This is a genomic window from bacterium (assembly GCA_035307765.1).
Taxonomy (GTDB): Bacteria; Sysuimicrobiota; Sysuimicrobiia; order Sysuimicrobiales; family Segetimicrobiaceae; genus Segetimicrobium.
Genome location: DATGHU010000016.1, coordinates 19,650 through 36,043, shown reverse-complemented (window position 1 = coordinate 36,043; position 16,394 = coordinate 19,650). Strand labels below are relative to the sequence as shown.

At 70.2% G+C, this 16,394-nt stretch carries 15 protein-coding genes; 9 read left to right on the top strand and 6 right to left on the bottom strand.

Annotated elements, in window-relative coordinates; translation table 11 throughout:
- Positions 1-24 precede the first annotated feature (24 nt).
- The 4 genes from fabF (at position 25) to VKV57_05545 (ending at position 3,969) form a co-directional block, all read left to right on the top strand.
- A complete protein-coding gene (gene fabF, locus VKV57_05560) occupies positions 25-1,263 on the top strand; it encodes a beta-ketoacyl-ACP synthase II (GenBank protein ID HLW59377.1) in 1,239 nt (412 codons plus the stop codon).
- 2 nt (positions 1,264-1,265) lie between these two features.
- Positions 1,266-2,060 carry a ribonuclease III gene (rnc, locus tag VKV57_05555; protein HLW59376.1) on the top strand — a complete coding sequence of 265 codons (795 nt, stop codon included), beginning with the start codon at positions 1,266-1,268 and terminating at the stop codon, positions 2,058-2,060.
- The gene (locus VKV57_05550) at positions 2,057-2,563 is read left to right on the top strand and encodes an HIT domain-containing protein (protein HLW59375.1); all 507 of its coding nucleotides are present in this window, start codon (positions 2,057-2,059) and stop codon (positions 2,561-2,563) included. The genes rnc and VKV57_05550 overlap by 4 nt, the downstream gene beginning before the upstream one ends.
- Positions 2,564-2,772: 209 nt before the next feature.
- Entirely contained in the window at positions 2,773-3,969 is a 1,197-nt protein-coding gene (locus VKV57_05545) for an MFS transporter (GenBank protein HLW59374.1), read from the top strand.
- Between the two features lie 29 nt (positions 3,970-3,998).
- Here VKV57_05545 and VKV57_05540 read toward each other — a convergent pair whose 3' ends face one another.
- Positions 3,999-4,757 (bottom strand): 3-keto-5-aminohexanoate cleavage protein, encoded by a 759-nt coding sequence (locus tag VKV57_05540; protein HLW59373.1) that lies wholly within the window; start codon positions 4,755-4,757, stop codon positions 3,999-4,001.
- A 110-nt stretch (positions 4,758-4,867) separates the two neighbouring features.
- On the opposite strand from VKV57_05540, the gene VKV57_05535 reads away from it, so the two are divergent.
- Genes VKV57_05535 through VKV57_05520 form a run of 4 tightly spaced genes read left to right on the top strand, consistent with a single transcriptional unit; the run spans position 4,868 to position 9,176 of the window.
- On the top strand, positions 4,868-5,746 hold the full coding sequence (locus tag VKV57_05535; GenBank protein HLW59372.1) for an ABC transporter permease: 879 nt from the start codon (positions 4,868-4,870) through the stop codon (positions 5,744-5,746).
- A gap of 9 nt (positions 5,747-5,755) precedes the next feature.
- Positions 5,756-6,985: an FtsX-like permease family protein gene (locus VKV57_05530; protein ID HLW59371.1), complete on the top strand. Its 1,230-nt coding sequence runs from the start codon at positions 5,756-5,758 to the stop codon at positions 6,983-6,985.
- A complete protein-coding gene (locus tag VKV57_05525; GenBank protein HLW59370.1) occupies positions 6,982-7,665 on the top strand; it encodes an ABC transporter ATP-binding protein in 684 nt (227 codons plus the stop codon). The genes VKV57_05530 and VKV57_05525 overlap by 4 nt, the downstream gene beginning before the upstream one ends.
- On the top strand, positions 7,662-9,176 hold the full coding sequence (locus VKV57_05520) for a hypothetical protein (protein ID HLW59369.1): 1,515 nt from the start codon (positions 7,662-7,664) through the stop codon (positions 9,174-9,176). The genes VKV57_05525 and VKV57_05520 overlap by 4 nt, the downstream gene beginning before the upstream one ends.
- Positions 9,177-9,293: 117 nt before the next feature.
- Here the strand turns inward: VKV57_05520 and VKV57_05515 are convergent, their stop codons facing one another.
- The 3 genes from VKV57_05515 to VKV57_05505 form a co-directional block, all read right to left on the bottom strand.
- Positions 9,294-10,547 carry a glutamate-5-semialdehyde dehydrogenase gene (locus VKV57_05515; GenBank protein ID HLW59368.1) on the bottom strand — a complete coding sequence of 418 codons (1,254 nt, stop codon included), beginning with the start codon at positions 10,545-10,547 and terminating at the stop codon, positions 9,294-9,296.
- 10 nt (positions 10,548-10,557) lie between these two features.
- Positions 10,558-11,715, bottom strand: coding sequence for a glutamate 5-kinase (proB, locus tag VKV57_05510; protein HLW59367.1), 1,158 nt, complete (start codon positions 11,713-11,715; stop codon positions 10,558-10,560).
- A gap of 123 nt (positions 11,716-11,838) precedes the next feature.
- Complete coding sequence (locus VKV57_05505) at positions 11,839-13,095, bottom strand: hypothetical protein (GenBank protein HLW59366.1); 1,257 nt, start codon at positions 13,093-13,095, stop codon at positions 11,839-11,841.
- Positions 13,096-13,405: 310 nt separating this feature from the next.
- Between VKV57_05505 and VKV57_05500 the strand changes: the two genes are divergently transcribed.
- The gene (locus VKV57_05500; protein HLW59365.1) at positions 13,406-14,197 is read left to right on the top strand and encodes an SDR family oxidoreductase; all 792 of its coding nucleotides are present in this window, start codon (positions 13,406-13,408) and stop codon (positions 14,195-14,197) included.
- Positions 14,198-14,236: 39 nt separating this feature from the next.
- Here VKV57_05500 and VKV57_05495 read toward each other — a convergent pair whose 3' ends face one another.
- Positions 14,237-14,899, bottom strand: coding sequence for a DUF3105 domain-containing protein (locus VKV57_05495; GenBank protein HLW59364.1), 663 nt, complete (start codon positions 14,897-14,899; stop codon positions 14,237-14,239).
- A 72-nt stretch (positions 14,900-14,971) separates the two neighbouring features.
- Complete coding sequence (locus tag VKV57_05490) at positions 14,972-16,354, bottom strand: amidohydrolase (protein HLW59363.1); 1,383 nt, start codon at positions 16,352-16,354, stop codon at positions 14,972-14,974.
- Positions 16,355-16,394 lie beyond the last annotated feature (40 nt).

The window sequence follows — 16,394 nt, the reverse complement described above, 5'->3', positions numbered from 1 at the left end:
GGCGGCGGACATCTGGGGACCACGATGACCAAGCGAGTGGCGCTGACGGGGATCGGCGTCATCACCCCGATCGGCATCGGCAAGGACGCCTTCTGGACCGGGTTGATGGAGGGCCGCTCGGGGGTCCGTCGACTCACGGCGTTCGATCCATCTCCGTACGAGACCCAGATCGCCGGCGAGATCAGAGAATTCGATCCCGCGCAGTACATGGAACGCAAAGAGGTCCGTCGCAACGATCGGTTCGTCCAGTTTGCGATGGCGGCGACCCGGCTCGCGTTGGATGACGCCGGCTTTGCGATCACCCCGCAGAATGCCGAGCGGGTCGGGGTGATCATCGGTTCAGGGATCGGCGGGGCCAAAACCTGGGAGGAGCAGCACCAGGTGTTGCTGGAGCGCGGCCCCGGCCGGGTCAGCGCGTTCTTCGTCCCGATGATCATCATCAACATGGCGTCCGGCATCGTCAGCATTGCGACCGGCGCGAAGGGTCCCAACGTCTCCGTCGTTTCGGCCTGTGCCACCAGCGGCCATGCGATCGGCGACGCCTTCCGAACGATCCAGCGGGATGACGCCGCGGCGATGATCTGCGGCGGCAGTGAGGCAGCGCTGACCCCGCTGAGCCTGGCCGGGTTCTGCACGATGAAGGCGATGAGCACGCGCAACGACGAGCCGGAGCGGGCCGTGCGGCCGTTCGACGCCGAACGAGACGGGTTCGTGATGGGGGAGGGAGCCGGGATCGTGCTCCTGGAAGAGTGGGACCAGGCCGAGCGCCGCGGCGCGCACATCTATGCCGAGGTGGTCGGATACGGCGCCAGCGCCGACGCCTTCCACATCACCCAACCGGACCCGGAGGGCGACGGGGCGGCACGGGCGATGCAGCTCGCCCTCAAGGACGCGAAACTGGACCCGACACAGATCGGCTACATCAACGCCCACGGCACGAGCACCATCTACAACGATCGGTTTGAGACGGTGGCGATCAAGCGGGTGTTCGGCAAAGACGCCCACCGCGTTCCGATCAGCTCGACCAAATCGATGACCTCACACCTGCTCGGCGCCGCGGGCGGCGTGGAGGCGATCACCTGCGCCCTCGCCATCGAGCGTGAGATGCTCCCCCCCACCATTAACTACGAGGTCCCGGACCCCCAGTGCGACCTCGACTACATCCCGAACACGCCGCGGGCGGCGCGGGTCGACGTCGCCATGTCCAACGCGTTCGGATTCGGCGGGCACAACGCGATCCTGGTGCTGCGGAGGCCGGCCTAACGGTGGATATCCCCAAGCCTCCCCCCGCCCCGGGCTCGCCGTCCCCGAGGGCGGGCCGCCCGGCGGAGAACGAAGACGCGACGCCCTCGGCGGAGCGCGAAGCGGTCCTAACCGACCTCGAAACCAAACTGGGCATCCGGTTCCGCGACCGATCCCTGCTGCACTTGGCGCTGGTCCATGGCTCGGCGGCCGCCGAAGGCCGGACCCGCCACGGGGAGAACTACGAACGGCTGGAATTCCTCGGCGATTCGGTTCTGAACCTCGCCATCAGCGACTACCTGTACCGGCGCTACCCCGGCCGACTCGAAGGCGATCTGGCGCGACTTCGGGCCAGCATCGTCAGCGAGGGAGCCCTCGCCCGCGTGGCCCGCGAGATCGACCTCGGTCGTTATGTCCTGCTTGGGCGCGGGGAGGAGAAGGGCGGGGGGCGGGCACGGCCGGCCCTCCTGGCGGACGCGCTGGAGGCTGTGTTGGGCGCGGTGTACATCGATTCGGGGTACGGCGTGGCCCACTACTGCGTGTCACGGCTGTTTGCGGAGGAACTGAGCCGCCTCGAGGAACCGGGTGAGGGAGACTACAAGAGCCAGTTGCAGGAACTCATCCAGCAGCAGGAGCGGCGGCTGCCGCGCTACCGCATCACGGGGCAGCGCGGCCCGGAACACGATCGGGCCTTCGTTGTGGTCGTCGAGGTCAACGGCCGGGTCCTCGGGGAGGGCCGGGGCCGCAGCAAGAAGGAAGCGGAGCAGGCGGCGGCGCAGCAGGCGGTGGAGTTGATCAAGCGGGGCCGGGCGGGATGAAGTATCTCTGGGCGCCGTGGAGGATTCAGTACATCAAAGAGACCCCCAAGAAGGACTGCGTGTTCTGCACCCTTCCCCGAGAGGGGCGGGATCGCGACCACCGCATCGTCGGGCGGGCGGAGCGGGTGTTTGTGATCCTCAACACGTTCCCGTACAACGCCGGGCATCTGATGGTGGTGCCGAACCGCCACGTTGCCGACCTCGCCGATCTGGACGATGCGGAGACGCTGGAGTTGATCCACCTCACCACCGCGTCGATGCAGGCCATCCGCGAGACGTACGGGTCCGAGGGATTCAATGTCGGCATGAACGTGGGGCGGGCCGCCGGCGCCGGGATCGTCGGCCATCTGCATGTGCACGTGGTGCCCCGCTGGACCGGCGACACCAATTTCATGCCGGTGCTGGGAGAAGTGAAGGTCCTTCCGGAGGATCTCGCGGTGACGCGTGACCGCCTGGCCGCAGCCCTCGAGGCGGTGCGGGCCCGTGGGGCACAGCGCGCTTAGGCGGCGGGGTGACCCGAGGGATCATCGTCGCCCGCCGGCGCCGCTCCGACGCGGGCGCGACCCCGAGCGGTGATTCAGCATCGAGGGGAACAGCCCGGTCGGCCGCAGCGGGCGGGCCCCGGGGATGAGCGCAGCGGGCGCGGCACCTCGGCCGCGCGCGAGGTCCGCCGCCGCATGCCGACTCGTCGCGCGTCGACACCCCTCTTGCTGTGACGTCCGCGAGGGCAAGGCACCCCTCGGAAGCGGCGCCGCGATGGGTAGGGTTTGTCCTCCTCTGGCTGGCCGGGATCGACCTGCGGGTGACCATCCTGGCCGTGCCGCCCGTGCTCCCGCTCATCCACCGCGACCTCGGACTCACGGAAACGGGAGTGGCGGCGCTGACCGGGCTCCCGGTCGTTTTGTTCGCCGTTGCGGCCGTCCTCGGCGCGCTCTGCATCGCTCGATGGGGAGCGCGCCGCACGCTGATCGCGGGGACCCTCTGCGCCGCGCTCGCCTCCGGATTGCGCGGGGTCGGCCCTTCGATTGCGATGCTGTTTGTCATGACCTTCATCATGGGCGCCGGGATCGCGGTCACCCAGCCGGCGGTCCCGTCACTGGTCGATCGATGGTTTCCGACCCGGGTGGGTCTCGCCACCGCGGTCTTCGTCAACGGAATCCTGGTGGGGGAAACGTTGAGCGCCTCCTTGACGCTGCCCGTGGCGCTCCCCCTGATGCATCACAGCTGGGAATTGAGCTTTGTCCTCTGGGGGGCGCTGGTGCTGCTGACCGTCGTCCCGATGGCGGGGTTGAGCTCCCTCCTGCCGGACGCCGCGGGGGGCCCGCGCGATCCGTGGTGGCCGCAATGGAAAACGGCCAAGACCTGGCAGCTGGGATTGCTGATGGGGGGAGCTTCCTCCTCCTACTTCGCGGCGAACGCCTTCATCCCCGAATTCTTGCGGGCGATCGGTCGGCCCGCTCTCGTCGGCGAGTGTCTGACGGCCCTGAACGTCAGTCAGCTTCCCGCCTCGCTCGTCGCCGCGCTCATCGCCTCGCGGGCGGTGGGGCGGCGGGAACCGTTTCTGATCATCGGCGTCGGGATGCTGGTCAGCCAGGGGGTCTTCTTCCTCCCCCAGGCCCGCGGGGCCGTGATCGGCGCCGGAATGCTTGGTTTCTTCTTCGCGATGGCGCTCGCGCTGTGCCTCGCGCTCCCTCCGATCCTCGCGGACCGCGGGGAGGTGCACCGCCTCTCGGCCGGGATGTATGCGATCGCCTATGCGTACTCGTTTGTGGCCCCGCTGATCGGAGGGGCGATGTGGGATCTCACCGCCGTGCCCGCGGTCTCGTTCCTGCCGATCGCCGCGGGCGCGCTGACGATCCTGGGCGCGGCGGCCACACTCCCCGCCCGCAGGTTCATGCCGGGCGGCTGAACGGTCGGCTCGAGCCCGTCTTCGACCGCTCAGGGATGGGCCGGCCGCACCGCCGCAGACCCGCCGTGCCGTACGAGGGCGACGGCGGCCTCGACCAGGTCCGCGTTGCTTTGAGCCGCGCGGCCATCGGGAAGGAGCAGGGTGTCTTCAAAGCCGATCCTGACGTCATATCCACGGCGGAGGGCGGCCTCGAGCACCGGCCATGCCGCTCGACCTTCGCCGTGGAGCAACCGTGGGGAGGTATTGCGCTGTCGGTCGAGGATCGCCTCGATCTCGGAGGCGAGGGCGAGGGCGTCCCTGGCCTCCTGAGGTCCGGGTTCAAGCAGGATCCGCAGGCATCGCCGGCTGACCTCGCTGCGGACGAATCGCTCGGCGTCGGCACTCGACGCCAGCCCGGCCTCCACGCGAATCCGGCGGTCGGCCAGCAGTCGGCAGAGTTCGGCTGCGCCCGGCTCTGAGAAATTGACCGACACATAATCCGGCAGCTCGGTCCACCCTGAGACCTGCTCGAGCCGCCGGGCCGGGTCGGGCTCGATCCAGCCTCCGGTGGAGAGACCGACGGGCACACCCGGGCAGCGGGTGCGGATCTCTTGCACCGCCAGCCCGCAGGCCATCGGGTCCAACGATTCTGCCCCGTCGCCGCGTCGAGGATGGACGTGAAGCGCCCGCGCCCCGACGGCCACGGCTCGGTGCGACTCCGCGGCAAGATCGTCAGCGCTGAGGGGGACGCCGGGGTGGTCGGCGCGCGTCCTCGATCCGTTCAGGCACGCTTGAACCAGCACGTCCATCGGCCACCCTCCAGCCGGAGCGCTTCCCGAAGCCTCGTGCGCGATGGAAGTGCTTGGACGACGGCGGATTCGTCCCCTGCGGAATTTGAAGCCCCCGCCGAGCGATTGCTATGATGAAACCCATGCGACGCACCGGGTATCTGGCGCTGCTGGCGGTCATTATCCTGCTGGGACTCGGGGGAGGGATTCCCCCCGTCCGTTCGCAGCCGGTGCCCCTCGACATCTCCAATGCATGGCCGGTCTCGCTCAGCGACCGCGCCGCCCATCGATTGGGGGTCGGCCTGGGGGACCGTCTGGAGATCGCCGTGCTCCCAACCGGGCCCTGGCAGTCCGCGCGGGTCGCGCGGATCTACCGGCCGGTCCGGTATCCGACCGACGTCGGCCGGGGGTCGATCGACCTTCGCCTCCATCTCCCCGATCTGCAGACGCTGACCGGCCGCGGGGATGCGGTCGACAGCATCGTCGTACGGCTACGGCCCCCCGCCGCCGCTCCCGCGGTGGTTGCTCGACTGAACGCCGCGGCGCTCGGGTTCCGGGCCTACACCTCCGCCGATCTCGCCGCTCGGAGTTCGAGCACCTTCGAGGTCATCACGCGGTTCCACCGCGCGATCGGGTTCGTGACGGTGCTCGCCAGCAGCGTATTTCTCATCGCCATCATGGCCCTGAAGGGTGAAGAGATGCGGCGACAGGTCGGCGCGATGCGGCTCATCGGCATCTCGCCCCGCACCGTCGCAGGAACGATCGTGGCGATCGCCGCCGGCGTCGCCCTGGTCGGGAGCGCGATCGGGATTGGGATCGGCTACGTCCTCTCGTGGGCCATCAACGGCTACTACCGGGCGCTTTTCGACACCGACCTGGTGTTCTCGCGGATCACGCCGCACCTGCTGGTGACGGCGGCGATCCTGTCCGGGTGTCTGGGGATCGCGGCGGGCGCGTTCATCGCCTGGCGGCTGCTGGCGCGCCATCCGCTGGAGCAACTCGGACGGTAGCCCCTCCCCATGCGGCCCCTCGTGTTCCTGGCGCTGCGCACCCTCACCCGCGTTCCCGGGCGGACCCTGCTGGTCGTCCTCGGGTTGAGCGTAACGGGCGCCCTGCTCCTGGACATGACGATGCTCGCGGGCGGGCTCCAGGCCAGCTTGGGCGCGGTGATGAACCGCCTCGGGTTCGCCGTCCGCGTCGTCCCCCGCGGCACGATGCCGTTTTCCAGCGACGCGGAGATTGCCGACGGCGACCGCTTGGCCGCGGAGATCGCCGCACGCCCCGGGGTTGCCGCGGCCGTCGCGGTCCTGGGCGCCAACCTGTACGTGCGGGGCGAAGGCAGGCAGTTTCCTTCCTTCGCCCTGGGGGTTCCGATCGGCGCGCGGGGGGTGTACACGGTCCTCCGGGGCGCCGACCTCACCCGAACCGCCGGGCGCACGACGCTCCCGGACGGCGGCGACGGCGTCGTCCCCATCGTGATCAACCAGAACATGGCCCGGCTGGATGGCGTGCGGGTTGGAACCCGCGTGGTGCTCTCGGGGGCGCCGGGGACGATTCTCCAGCAGTTCGCGAGCGTCCAGGCGGGGCGGGTCGTCGGGATCGCCGACTTCTACTTCGATCTGCCGACGCAGCGATCGCTCGCCGTCGCCGCGCCGGTGCTCCGCCGCCTGCTCGGTCGGCCCGGGGGCGGCGATTCCCTGATCCTCGTGCGGATGACCGATCCGACGGGCGCCGATGCGCTGGCGCGGTGGATCGCCGGCCACGACCCACAGGTTACGGCCTTCAGCATTCAAGAGTTCCTAGAGCGCACCGGCGCGCGGTTGACGTATTTCAACCAGTTCTCGCTCATCCTGGGGACGGTCAGCGCGTCGGTGGCGTTTCTCCTGATCGCCGCGATCGTCACCCTCTCCGTTGGCGAACGGCTCGGCGAGTTCGCAATGCTGCGGGCGCTCGGGTTCACGCGAGCGCGCGTCGCCGTCTTGGTGCTCGCCGAAGGGGTGACGATCGCCTTCGCGGCCCTTCCGGGAGCGTTCGGGCTCGGGATCCTGATCGCTGGAAATCTGGACCGCATCCTCCTGTCGGCCCCCGGCGTTCCGGAGGGTCTCCACTTCTTCACGCTTACGACGGCCGCGGTGGTGCGGACGGTCGGGGTGCTGCTGGCGACCGGTGCGCTCGGCGGGGTGTACCCGGCCGCGATCGTCGCCCGTTTGGAAATCGCCAGCACCCTACACCGGGAGATCGTGTCGTGACGGAAGGCACCGTGCCCGCCGTCGTGGCCGCGGCCGCGGTCACCCGGGTGTACCCCATGCCGGGAAAACCGATCCAGGCTCTGCGCGGGATCACGCTCGCGGTCCCGCGGGGGACGTTCGTGTCCATCGCCGGGCCCTCCGGCTGCGGCAAGTCCACGCTGCTCCACCTCCTCGGCGGCGTGGACCGACCGTCCAGCGGGATGGTCACCCTGCTCGGCCGGGACACGGGCGGACTCAGCGACGCGGCCCTCGCCCGGATCCGCCTCCGGCACGTCGGGTTCATCTTCCAGCGATTCTTCCTCTTGCCCATGCTCACCGCGGAAGAAAACGTCGGGCTGCCGATGATGGAGGCCGGGATGCCGGCGGAGGAGCGCCGCCGCCACACTCGCGGCCTGCTGGAACGCGTCGGGCTCGGCCACCGGATGCGACACCGCCCGGGACAACTGAGCGGGGGGGAGATGCAGCGAATCGCCGTCGCCCGCGCGCTGGCAAACCGCCCCGACCTCCTCCTGGCGGATGAGCCGACGGGAGAACTCGATGAGGCCACGGGCCGTGAGATCGGCGCCTTGCTCTACCAGCTCAGCCGGGAGGGCCTCGCCGTGGTCCTGGTCACCCACAACGTGGAGCTGGCGTCGCTCGCGGACCGCCAGCTGCGGATGCGGGACGGGAGCCTGACGTGACCGGGCCGATCTGGCTGCTGGCGTGGCGCAGCCTCGTCGACCGGCCGCGGCGCACCCTGCTGCTGTTGGTGGGATACGGCATCGGGGTGGCCGTGATGATCGCGCTGCTGTCCGTCGGCGACGCGCTGCTGTCCCAGGCCCGCGACCGGGACCTCGTCGCCGGGGGAGATCTCGTCCTGTTGCCGGAGGGCGTGGATCCGGCCGTCCTCAAGGTTAACGGGGTGACCGATCTCTACTTCACCATCCAGCAAGCCGGGTTTGTCGTGCGCGAGATCCTCCGCGGGCCTCGATTTGATCGCGTGATCGCTGCCGCCGCCCCGCAGATCGACGCCCGACAGCTCTACGTCAGGGTCCGCGGCCGGGTGGTCCCGGCCATCGCCTCGGCGGGGATCCCCTCGCTGGACGCCGCCGCGGCCGCCGCCGGCGCGGTGCCGGGTGCGCGCGACTCCGCCAGGGATCGCGAGTGGGTCGCCCCCGGGCCGGGCGCGCTCGTCGACCGCCTCGACCGGTTCCACGCACCGCCCCGCGAGGCGGGGGCAACCTGGGCGGAGTGGGATTACTTCAACTTCGTCGATCCGGCAACCGGGGTCTATGGGTACCTCACCATCCTGGTCGGGGGCGAGGGGCGGGGCGGAGTGCTCATCCGTATTAAGAGACCCGGGCGTCCCGTCGAGGACCTCACGCTCCCCGCCGTGATACACCCCGGCGACCTCAGCGAGATCTCGGCCAACCAACGGGTCGGCCCGGCGCGGGTGGAGAACGTCGGCGGCCGGTACCACGTCACGGTTGACGATCCGCGCGCTCACATCGATCTCTGGCTCGCCCCCACCCCCGGCTCCTACCTTCCCCCGGAAGAGAGTGCCGGCGATACGGTGATCTCCGGATACGTCGTGCCGGCGGTCCGGGGGTGGGCGAACGGGGAGGTGCGGACGGCCGGGGGTCGGCTGCGTCTCGCGCACGTGCCGGCCTATCACGACCACAACTGGGGAACCTGGCGGGGGGTGACCTGGGAGTGGGGAGAGGCCGGCGGACCTGCGGGCGCGATCCTCTATGGGGCCCTGCATGTCGCCCACGCCGCACGCGGAGCGGCGGAGCGCCCCGCCGTGTTGTTTGTCTGGGGGCCGGCGCGCGCCGGGGGCGCCGGGGGATTCCTCGCCGCGTTCCCCGTGCGCAGGATCCGCTACTCGGGATGGCACGCCGGCCCCCGGCTCGACGGCCGGCAGGTGTCGGTCCCCGCGGAGGTGACCCTCGAGGCGTCCGAGGGGACCGATGAGGTCACCGTCCGCGTTCGCGTCCGGGACGCGCTCGCCTCGCTTTTGCCCCGCACCGGCCCTTCCGCGAGCGCCGCGGCGCGCCCCGCGCCGACGGCGGCGTTCCTGCAGCTCCGCGGGTTCGGGACGATCCTGGGGACGATCGACGGCCGATCAGTTGGGTTCACCGCGGAGGCGGCGGCGGAGACGTTCGTGGCGCTGCCGACTGCAGAGGCGCGAGGTACGGTCGAGCGGCCATAGCTGGGGCAGGGCGGGCCGAGCGGCGAAGGATCTCGAACGACCGGGGGCCAGTCCCCCGATGAAGACGCGCCGGGCTCATCCGAGGCAGGAGCGACCCGCTCGGGACCGCCGCTGCGGTCATGCCCGGATCTGCCCGGTCCCCCGCACGATCCACTTTGTGGTGGTCAGATCTTCGAGGCCCATGGGGCCGCGGGCGTGCAGCCGGCTGGTGCTGATGCCGATCTCCGCCCCCCGGCCGAACTCGCCTCCATCTACCAGCCGGGTCGAGGCATTGACCAGGACCGCCGCGCTGTCGACTTCACGGACGAACCGATCGGCCGCCTGTGCGTCCTCGGTCACGATCCCGTCGGTCAGCCCCGTGCTGTGGGCACGGATGTGCTCCAGCGCCGCCTCGATCCCCGGCACCACCCGCACCGCCAGGATCAGGTCCAGGTATTCGGCGCTCCAGTCGGCGTCGGTCGCCGGGATGACCTCCGGCGCGATGCGGCGCGTCTGCGGGCAGCCGCGGACTTCTACCCCCGCCGCCCGCAGGCCGTGGACCAGAGAAGGGAGCAGCCGCGCCGCGATGCCGTCGTCCACCAGCACCTTCTCCAGCGCGTTGCAGGTGCTGGGCCGGTTCGTCTTCGCGTTGACGATGACGCGCACGGCCATCTCGACGTCCGCCGCCCGGTCGACGAAGATGTGGGTCACGCCCTTCTCGTGCTTGAGCACCGGGACCCGCGCGTGCTCGGTCACGAACGCGATCAACGCCTCTCCGCCGCGCGGGATGACCAGGTCGACGATCCCCCGCTGCTCGATGAGATCCTGGATCGCCCCGTAGTCCCGGCGCTCCAGCAGCGAGACGGCGCCCAGCGGAATCCCGACGGCGCCCAGCCCCCGGTGAATGGCCCCGACCAGGGCTCGGTCGGAGTGCACCGACTCCGCGCCGCCGCGGAGGATCACCGCATTCCCGGCGCGCAGGCAGAGCCCCGCGGCGTCGACCGTCACATTGGGCCGCGACTCGTAGATCAGCGCGATGACCCCCAGCGGCACCCGCACCTTCGCGATCTGCATCCCGTTGGGCCGGGTGCGGGATTCGACCACCTGGCCCACCGGGTCGGGCAGGTCGGCGATCGTCTCCAGCGCATGGGCGAGGCCACCGATCCGCGCCTCGGTCAGCGTCAGCCGATCTCGGAACGCGCCCGGCCGGTTCCCCAGGCTGCCCAGGTCGCGCGCGTTGGCGGCCAGGATTCCCGCGCGGTCGGTCCGGATCGACTCCGCCATTGCCAGAACCGCCCCTCGCCGCGCGGCGTCGGACGCGGCGTGCAGCTGCGCGGCGGCCCCCCGCGCTTCACGGGCCTGGACCGCCACGTCGGTCGGTGTCGTGCTCATCCGCCGCACCCTACCGCGCCTCGGTGAGCATCAGGTTGTCCCGGTGCACAATCTCTCGCGGCGCCTTCACCCCTAAGATGCGGCCGATCTCCGCCGAACGGATGCCCATGATGCGAACAACCTGCGCGCTCGAGTAGGTGGAGGTGCCCCGGGCGATCTCCTCGCCCCGGGCGTCGCGGATCGCGATCGCCTCCCCGGGGTCAAACGTTCCCTGGACATCGGTGATGCCGGCGGCCAGCAGGCTGCTCCCCCGCCGCAGCGCGTCGCGGGCCCCGTCGTCGATCACGAGCGCCCCCCTCGACGGGAACCCGAGCGCGAGCCACCGTCGGCGGCTGGTGGGAGGGCGGCGCTCCGCCAGGAACATCGTCCCGCACGGCTCTCCCTCCAGTAGGCGACCCAGCGGCCGGGGCCGGTCGCCGTTCGTGATCACGGTCGTCACCCCCGACGCGGTGGCGATCCGCGCCGCGCTGATCTTGGTGGCCATCCCGCCCACCCCTTGGGCGGTCGGGCTGCGCCGCGCCGCGCGCAGGACGTGCTCATCGATGTGCGCCACGTACGGGATCAGGTGCGCATCCCGGCTCCGTCGCGGGTCGGCGGTCATCAGGCCTTCCACATCCGAGAGCATCACCAACAGATCGGCCCCCACCAGGCTGGCCACCAGGGCGGAGAGGGTGTCGTTGTCCCCGATCTGGATCTCCTCGGTGGAGACCGTGTCGTTCTCGTTGACGATCGGGACGATCCCCAGATCGAGCAGGGCCTCAAAGGTGCGCCGCGCGTTGACGTACTGCCGGCGGTTCTCGAAATCGCGCTGGGTGAGCAGCACCTGGCCCACCCGCAGCCCCAACCCTTCGAACGCCGTGGCGTAGCGCTGCATCAGCACGGGTTGCCCGATGGCCGCGAGCGCCTGCTTGTGGGACAGGGTTTGCACGGGACGCCGCCGGCCGAGCAGTCCCGCCCCCGTGACGATCGCGCCGGACGACACAACGATGACGCGGCGCCCCCGACGGACCGCGGCGGCGACGTCCTCGGCCAGCGCGGTGATCCGGCGCGGCTCCACCATGGCTTTTCCGCCGGTGAGGCTGGTCGTCCCCACCTTGAGGACGATTCGGCGAGCCGTCCGGAGGTTGATCGGCCCGTCGGGCGGCGGCGGGTGCGGTCCGGCATGCATCAGGAGATCCCGAGTTCTGGTTCGCGCGCGGGGCTTCCTTCTGCCGCCTCGGGGGGACCCGACGCCGGACGGTGCCCCGGCACACCTGGCGTGGAGCGGGAAGGAGGTCCGCTCCGGGGACCGTTACTGGTACTGCGACCCGAGGGTCAGGCGGATCGGGTAATTCGCGCCGCTCTCGGGCATCGTCGAGATCACGAGCCGGCGGTGCTCGCCGGGTGCCAGATGGATGGTCATCACCAGGCGGCGGTCGCCGGACCGAACCTGCGGGATGTCGAAAACGCGGTCATCCGCCAGGATCGTCGCTCCGGCCTGTCCCCCATCGGCGTGCATAACGAGCCCCAGCAGCGCCGGGAGCGGCCGGGGGTTGTCGAGCTCGACGGGGAAGGTGTAGACGACCCCGTAGTTCCCGTTGAGCGCGGCCCCGGTCTGGCTCTCGTGCAGCGCGTCGAGGTCGTCGCCGACCATCATTGACAGGAGCGGATCGCCAACGGTGAAGGACAGCGGGCGCACCAAGTAGGGGTGCTCGAACACCCCGCGCCGGTGGATCTTGTCGACATTGGGGGCGTAGCTCGCGGTCGGCGGATCCGTCTCGCCGTCCAGCCGGGCGAACACCTGCAGGTTCAACCGGTCGCCGTCGATCAATCCCAGTTGGACGAGCCCGCTGGCGACCGCCCCGGGAGCGAGGTCGTGCAGGAACAACGGCACCGTCGTGTTCGGCGGGATCCGGAGGATGAACCCCGCATGGTGCCAGTACTGGTCCAGGAAGGCGTGAGCCGCGGCGTGGCCGATGACGAGTTCGTCGCCACCGGCATTGCCCGCCGAGCCCATGAGCCACAGCTCGATCGGGGTCCGCGCGGGGTTGCTCAGGTTGACCGCGATCGTCATGTGCTGCGCAGCCGATCCGTTCTGGTGATGGTAGAGCAGCCGCACGGTCTGCCCGGTCGACAGGGCTCCATCGAGCAGGACCTTGCCGAATGACAGCGTCTCGGGGCTGTTGCTGACCAAGAGCTCCCCGGCATCCGCCCACGGAAAGCTGGCGTTGGTGATCTCCACGGGCACCGTGGCGGTGAGGGACCTCAGCCCGGACGACGACACCTGCACGACCGCCCGCAGGGCCATTTCCGCGGCCAAGGGAAGGGGCTGCAGCGGCGGGGCCGTTTCCTGGAGCGCAACCCGGCCACCCCTGACCTCGGGCACCTCTGCCCGAGCCGCGGTCAGAATCGCCAGGCGGAGCGTCTCGACCGGTGTGGGGTCGCCGGTCACTTCGACGTGAATCGATGGGAACGTGGCGGGCAGGAGTTGAGCGACGCCGAGCCGGGGGGGGGTCATTCCAACGGCGATCGCCGCGGCCAGCGTGAAGGTTAGGAGTCGCTTCCGCATCGGTGGCTCGAGAATTGCTGCGACGAGAGATGTGACGTGATCCGGCGACTGCACACAGGTATGTTCCTCCTGACGTTCTGCGGGTAGATCGACCGGTGCCCCGCGGCGGCCATTGCCCGCACCGCAACCCGCGGCAAAGCGGCCGGCGAAGAGGAGGCGGGGCGGACCGGGGTCGAATCCAGGGCCCCATGGATCTTATTACCCAAGTCGCGCCCGTCCCCGGACAGCCCATTCCGACATCCGGCACGCTCGTCCGGCACGGGCCGGGGCGCACCATCGTCAGCCGACCACGGAGGAAGGGGGGGACCCGATGAAGGTGGATCTGTCGGGTCGGGTGGCGGTCGTGTCCGGGGCCAGCGCCGGCCTGGGGCGCGCGATCGCTCAGGGCCTCGCGGAGGCGGGGGCCGACGTCGTGATCGGGAGCCGCACCTCAGACGCCATCCGGCGCACGGCGAACGAGATCGCGGGGAGCACGGGGCGGCACGTCATGGGCGTCCCCGCCGACGTCTCGCGCCCCGAGGGAGTCGATGCGATCCTCAGCGCGGCGATGACGCATTTCGGGAAGATCAACATCCTCGTGGCCAACGCCGGGGGCCCCCCCCCGGGATCGGCACTCGCGCTCACCGACGCTCAGTGGGACCAGGCCTTCCGACAGAATTTGATGAGCGCCGTCTGGATGATCCGCGGGGTGGTGCCGTCGATGAAGGCGCAGGACGGGGGACGGATCATCACCGTGATCACGTCCGGCGTCAAAGTCCCGCTGCAGAATCTGGTCTTGAGCAACGTATTCCGTTCGGGGGTGGTCGCCCTCACCAAGACACTCTCGTTTGAGCTGGCGCCGCACAAGATCCTCGTCAACAACCTGGCCCCCGGGCGGATCCGGACGGGTCGGACGCGAGAGATCGACGAGGCAGCCGCGCGGGCCAGCAGCCGATCGATCGAGGAGGTCGAGCGTCAGGTTTCCGCAACGATCCCGGCGGGTCGCTACGGTGATCCGCGCGAGTTCGCGAACCTCGCGGTCTTCCTCGCTTCCGATCAAGCCAGCTACATCACCGGCACGACCATCACCATCGACGGCGGCGCGACGCGGGCGATGCAGTAGCCGCCGAGGTGCGGGACCACCGCGGCGCGGGCGGCGCGGTCAGGGAACGTCCTCGGGCCCCCGGTCGACGTGTGCGCGGTAGAAGTCCAGCACCCGTTGCCGATCGAACGTGTCGAGCCACAGCCTCCAGGTCCAGGCCAAGACCGCAAACGGATGGTCCATCTCCGTATAGGGCACGATGACGAGTTTCGCGTACCCGTACTTGCTCTTCGGAAAATCCTTCACCATGGCATCGAACTCCCCGAGCAGCTGCGGGGTGGCGGGGGGCTTGTAGGCGAGCACGACGTACCCGTGCTCGAGGCTGTGGACCCAGAACCCGGGCAGGATGCCGGCCGGATAGACCCCGGGGGGCGCCGGGTTCGGATAGTGGTTCCCCGATGCCGGAGGGTGCGCCTGGTATTGGATCGGTGATCCGATCGGCACGTGGGTGTTGCCTTCATAGGCCACGCGGTCCCCGGTGTTCGAGCCGGGTTGGGCCGCCGATCGGGACGATCGCCCCCACCACACCGCGGCGATGATCACGATGAGGGCCACCGCACCGACGAGCCACCAGACTCCGGTTCGCCCGACGCCCCGCCGCCGGGCGCGCGCGGGGTGGGACGACGCGGGCTTGGGGTTCTGGAGGACCGCCGGCGCGGCCCCCGGGGGGGCACCTCCGCCCTTTCGAGCCAGACGTCGTCGCTCCGCCCGCGAAGGCTGCATCACCGACCACCACCTGGGAGTTTTACCATCGCCATCTTACCATACCGCACGTTGGACGCCGGGAGGATCCGCTTACGAGATCGGCCAGCGCGGGGCCGCCCCGACTCCCGCGCGCCGCAGGAGGGACGCGGCGTGGGTGCGGGCGTCCCGGATGATCTCCGATTCGTCCATGGTGAGGAGCCGCGCCCCCGCCACCACCCACCGTCCGTCCACCATCACGTCGGAGACGTCCCCGCCTCCGGCGGCGTAGACGAGCGTGCTGACGGGGTTGGGATTGGGGGTGAGGTGAAGCCGATGCAGAGCAAAGATCGCGAGGTCGGCTTTCTTGCCGGGCTCGAGCGAGCCGATGTCCCGCTCGAGCCCCAGCGCCCGGGCGCCGCCCAGGGTGGCCATCTCCAGGACCTGCTCGGCGGGAACGGCCAGGGGATCCTCCCGCACACCCTTGTGCAGGCAGGCGGCCATCTTCATCTCGCGGACGAGGTCGTAGGTGTTGTTGCTCGGACCTCCGTCGCACCCTAGGGCGACATTGACCCCCGCGCGCAGCAGCGCCGGAACCGGACAGACCCCGGACCCCAGTTTGGTGTTGGAGTGGGGGTTGTGCGATACGTGGGTCCCGGTCCGGGCCAGCGTCTGAATCTCCCCCTCGCTGATCCAGATCATGTGGACGAGAACCACGTGCGGGCCCACCAGCCCCACGTCCTCCGCGAACTCGACGGGAAGACGCCCGTAGGCGCTCTGGAGAAATTCGCGGTCCTGACGGACCTCGGCGAGGTGCATGGTGATGCCAAGCCCGTGTGCCCGCGCCAGGCGGGCGATTTCCCCATACAGCTCAGGGGTCACGGCGCCGGGGGTGCGGGGGCCGAACCAGACGCGGATCCGGCCGTCCGCCGCGCCGTGCCACCGGGCGTGCATCTGCAGGGTCCCTTCCAGCCCCGTCTCTCGATCCTCGATCATCCCCGGGTGCATCGGGAACGCGGCGTTCGCGTAGCGGGGGGTGTCCATGACGATCTTTGCCAGGATCGCTCGGATGCCGCTGTCGCGCACCGCCTCGGCGATGCCGTCGAACCCATATCGGTGCGCCAGCATCGATTCGAGAAACGTCGTCGTCCCCGACTTCAGCATCTCCGCGATACAGAGCCGCGCGCTGACCCGTCCGTCGTCCTCCGTGAAATGCCCCTGCAGCACCCAGACGCGGTCGCAGAGCCACTCGATCAGCGCCCGGTCGTCCGCGCATCCGCGGATGAGGGCCTGCGCCAGATGGACGTGCGTGTCGACGAGCCCGGGGGTGATCAGGTGATCGGCAAACCGGTGCAGGGGCTCGGTCGGGTGCCGCGCCTGGAGATCCGCGGCCTTGCCGACCTCAACGATACGGTCGCCTCGGATCAGCACCGCGCCGTCGGTGATGATCCGCCGGCCTGGGTCCATCGTGATCACCACCGTACCGGCAACGATCACTCAGGCGCCCCCAGTGAAGCTCGGCCGCCGCCGGGCCCCG

What these genes read in the sequence shown, in the direction of transcription:
- VKV57_05505 (HLW59366.1), bottom strand. Translation starts at nt 13,095, where the DNA reads ATGCGGAAGCGACTCCTAACCTTCACGCTGGCCGCGGCGATCGCCGTT.
- VKV57_05500 (HLW59365.1), top strand. Translation starts at nt 13,406, where the DNA reads ATGAAGGTGGATCTGTCGGGTCGGGTGGCGGTCGTGTCCGGGGCCAGC.
- VKV57_05530 (HLW59371.1), top strand. Translation starts at nt 5,756, where the DNA reads ATGCGGCCCCTCGTGTTCCTGGCGCTGCGCACCCTCACCCGCGTTCCC.
- VKV57_05550 (HLW59375.1), top strand. Translation starts at nt 2,057, where the DNA reads ATGAAGTATCTCTGGGCGCCGTGGAGGATTCAGTACATCAAAGAGACC.
- fabF (HLW59377.1), top strand. Translation starts at nt 25, where the DNA reads ATGACCAAGCGAGTGGCGCTGACGGGGATCGGCGTCATCACCCCGATC.
- proB (HLW59367.1), bottom strand. Translation starts at nt 11,715, where the DNA reads ATGCATGCCGGACCGCACCCGCCGCCGCCCGACGGGCCGATCAACCTC.
- VKV57_05540 (HLW59373.1), bottom strand. Translation starts at nt 4,757, where the DNA reads ATGGACGTGCTGGTTCAAGCGTGCCTGAACGGATCGAGGACGCGCGCC.
- VKV57_05535 (HLW59372.1), top strand. Translation starts at nt 4,868, where the DNA reads ATGATGAAACCCATGCGACGCACCGGGTATCTGGCGCTGCTGGCGGTC.
- VKV57_05495 (HLW59364.1), bottom strand. Translation starts at nt 14,899, where the DNA reads ATGCAGCCTTCGCGGGCGGAGCGACGACGTCTGGCTCGAAAGGGCGGA.
- VKV57_05515 (HLW59368.1), bottom strand. Translation starts at nt 10,547, where the DNA reads ATGAGCACGACACCGACCGACGTGGCGGTCCAGGCCCGTGAAGCGCGG.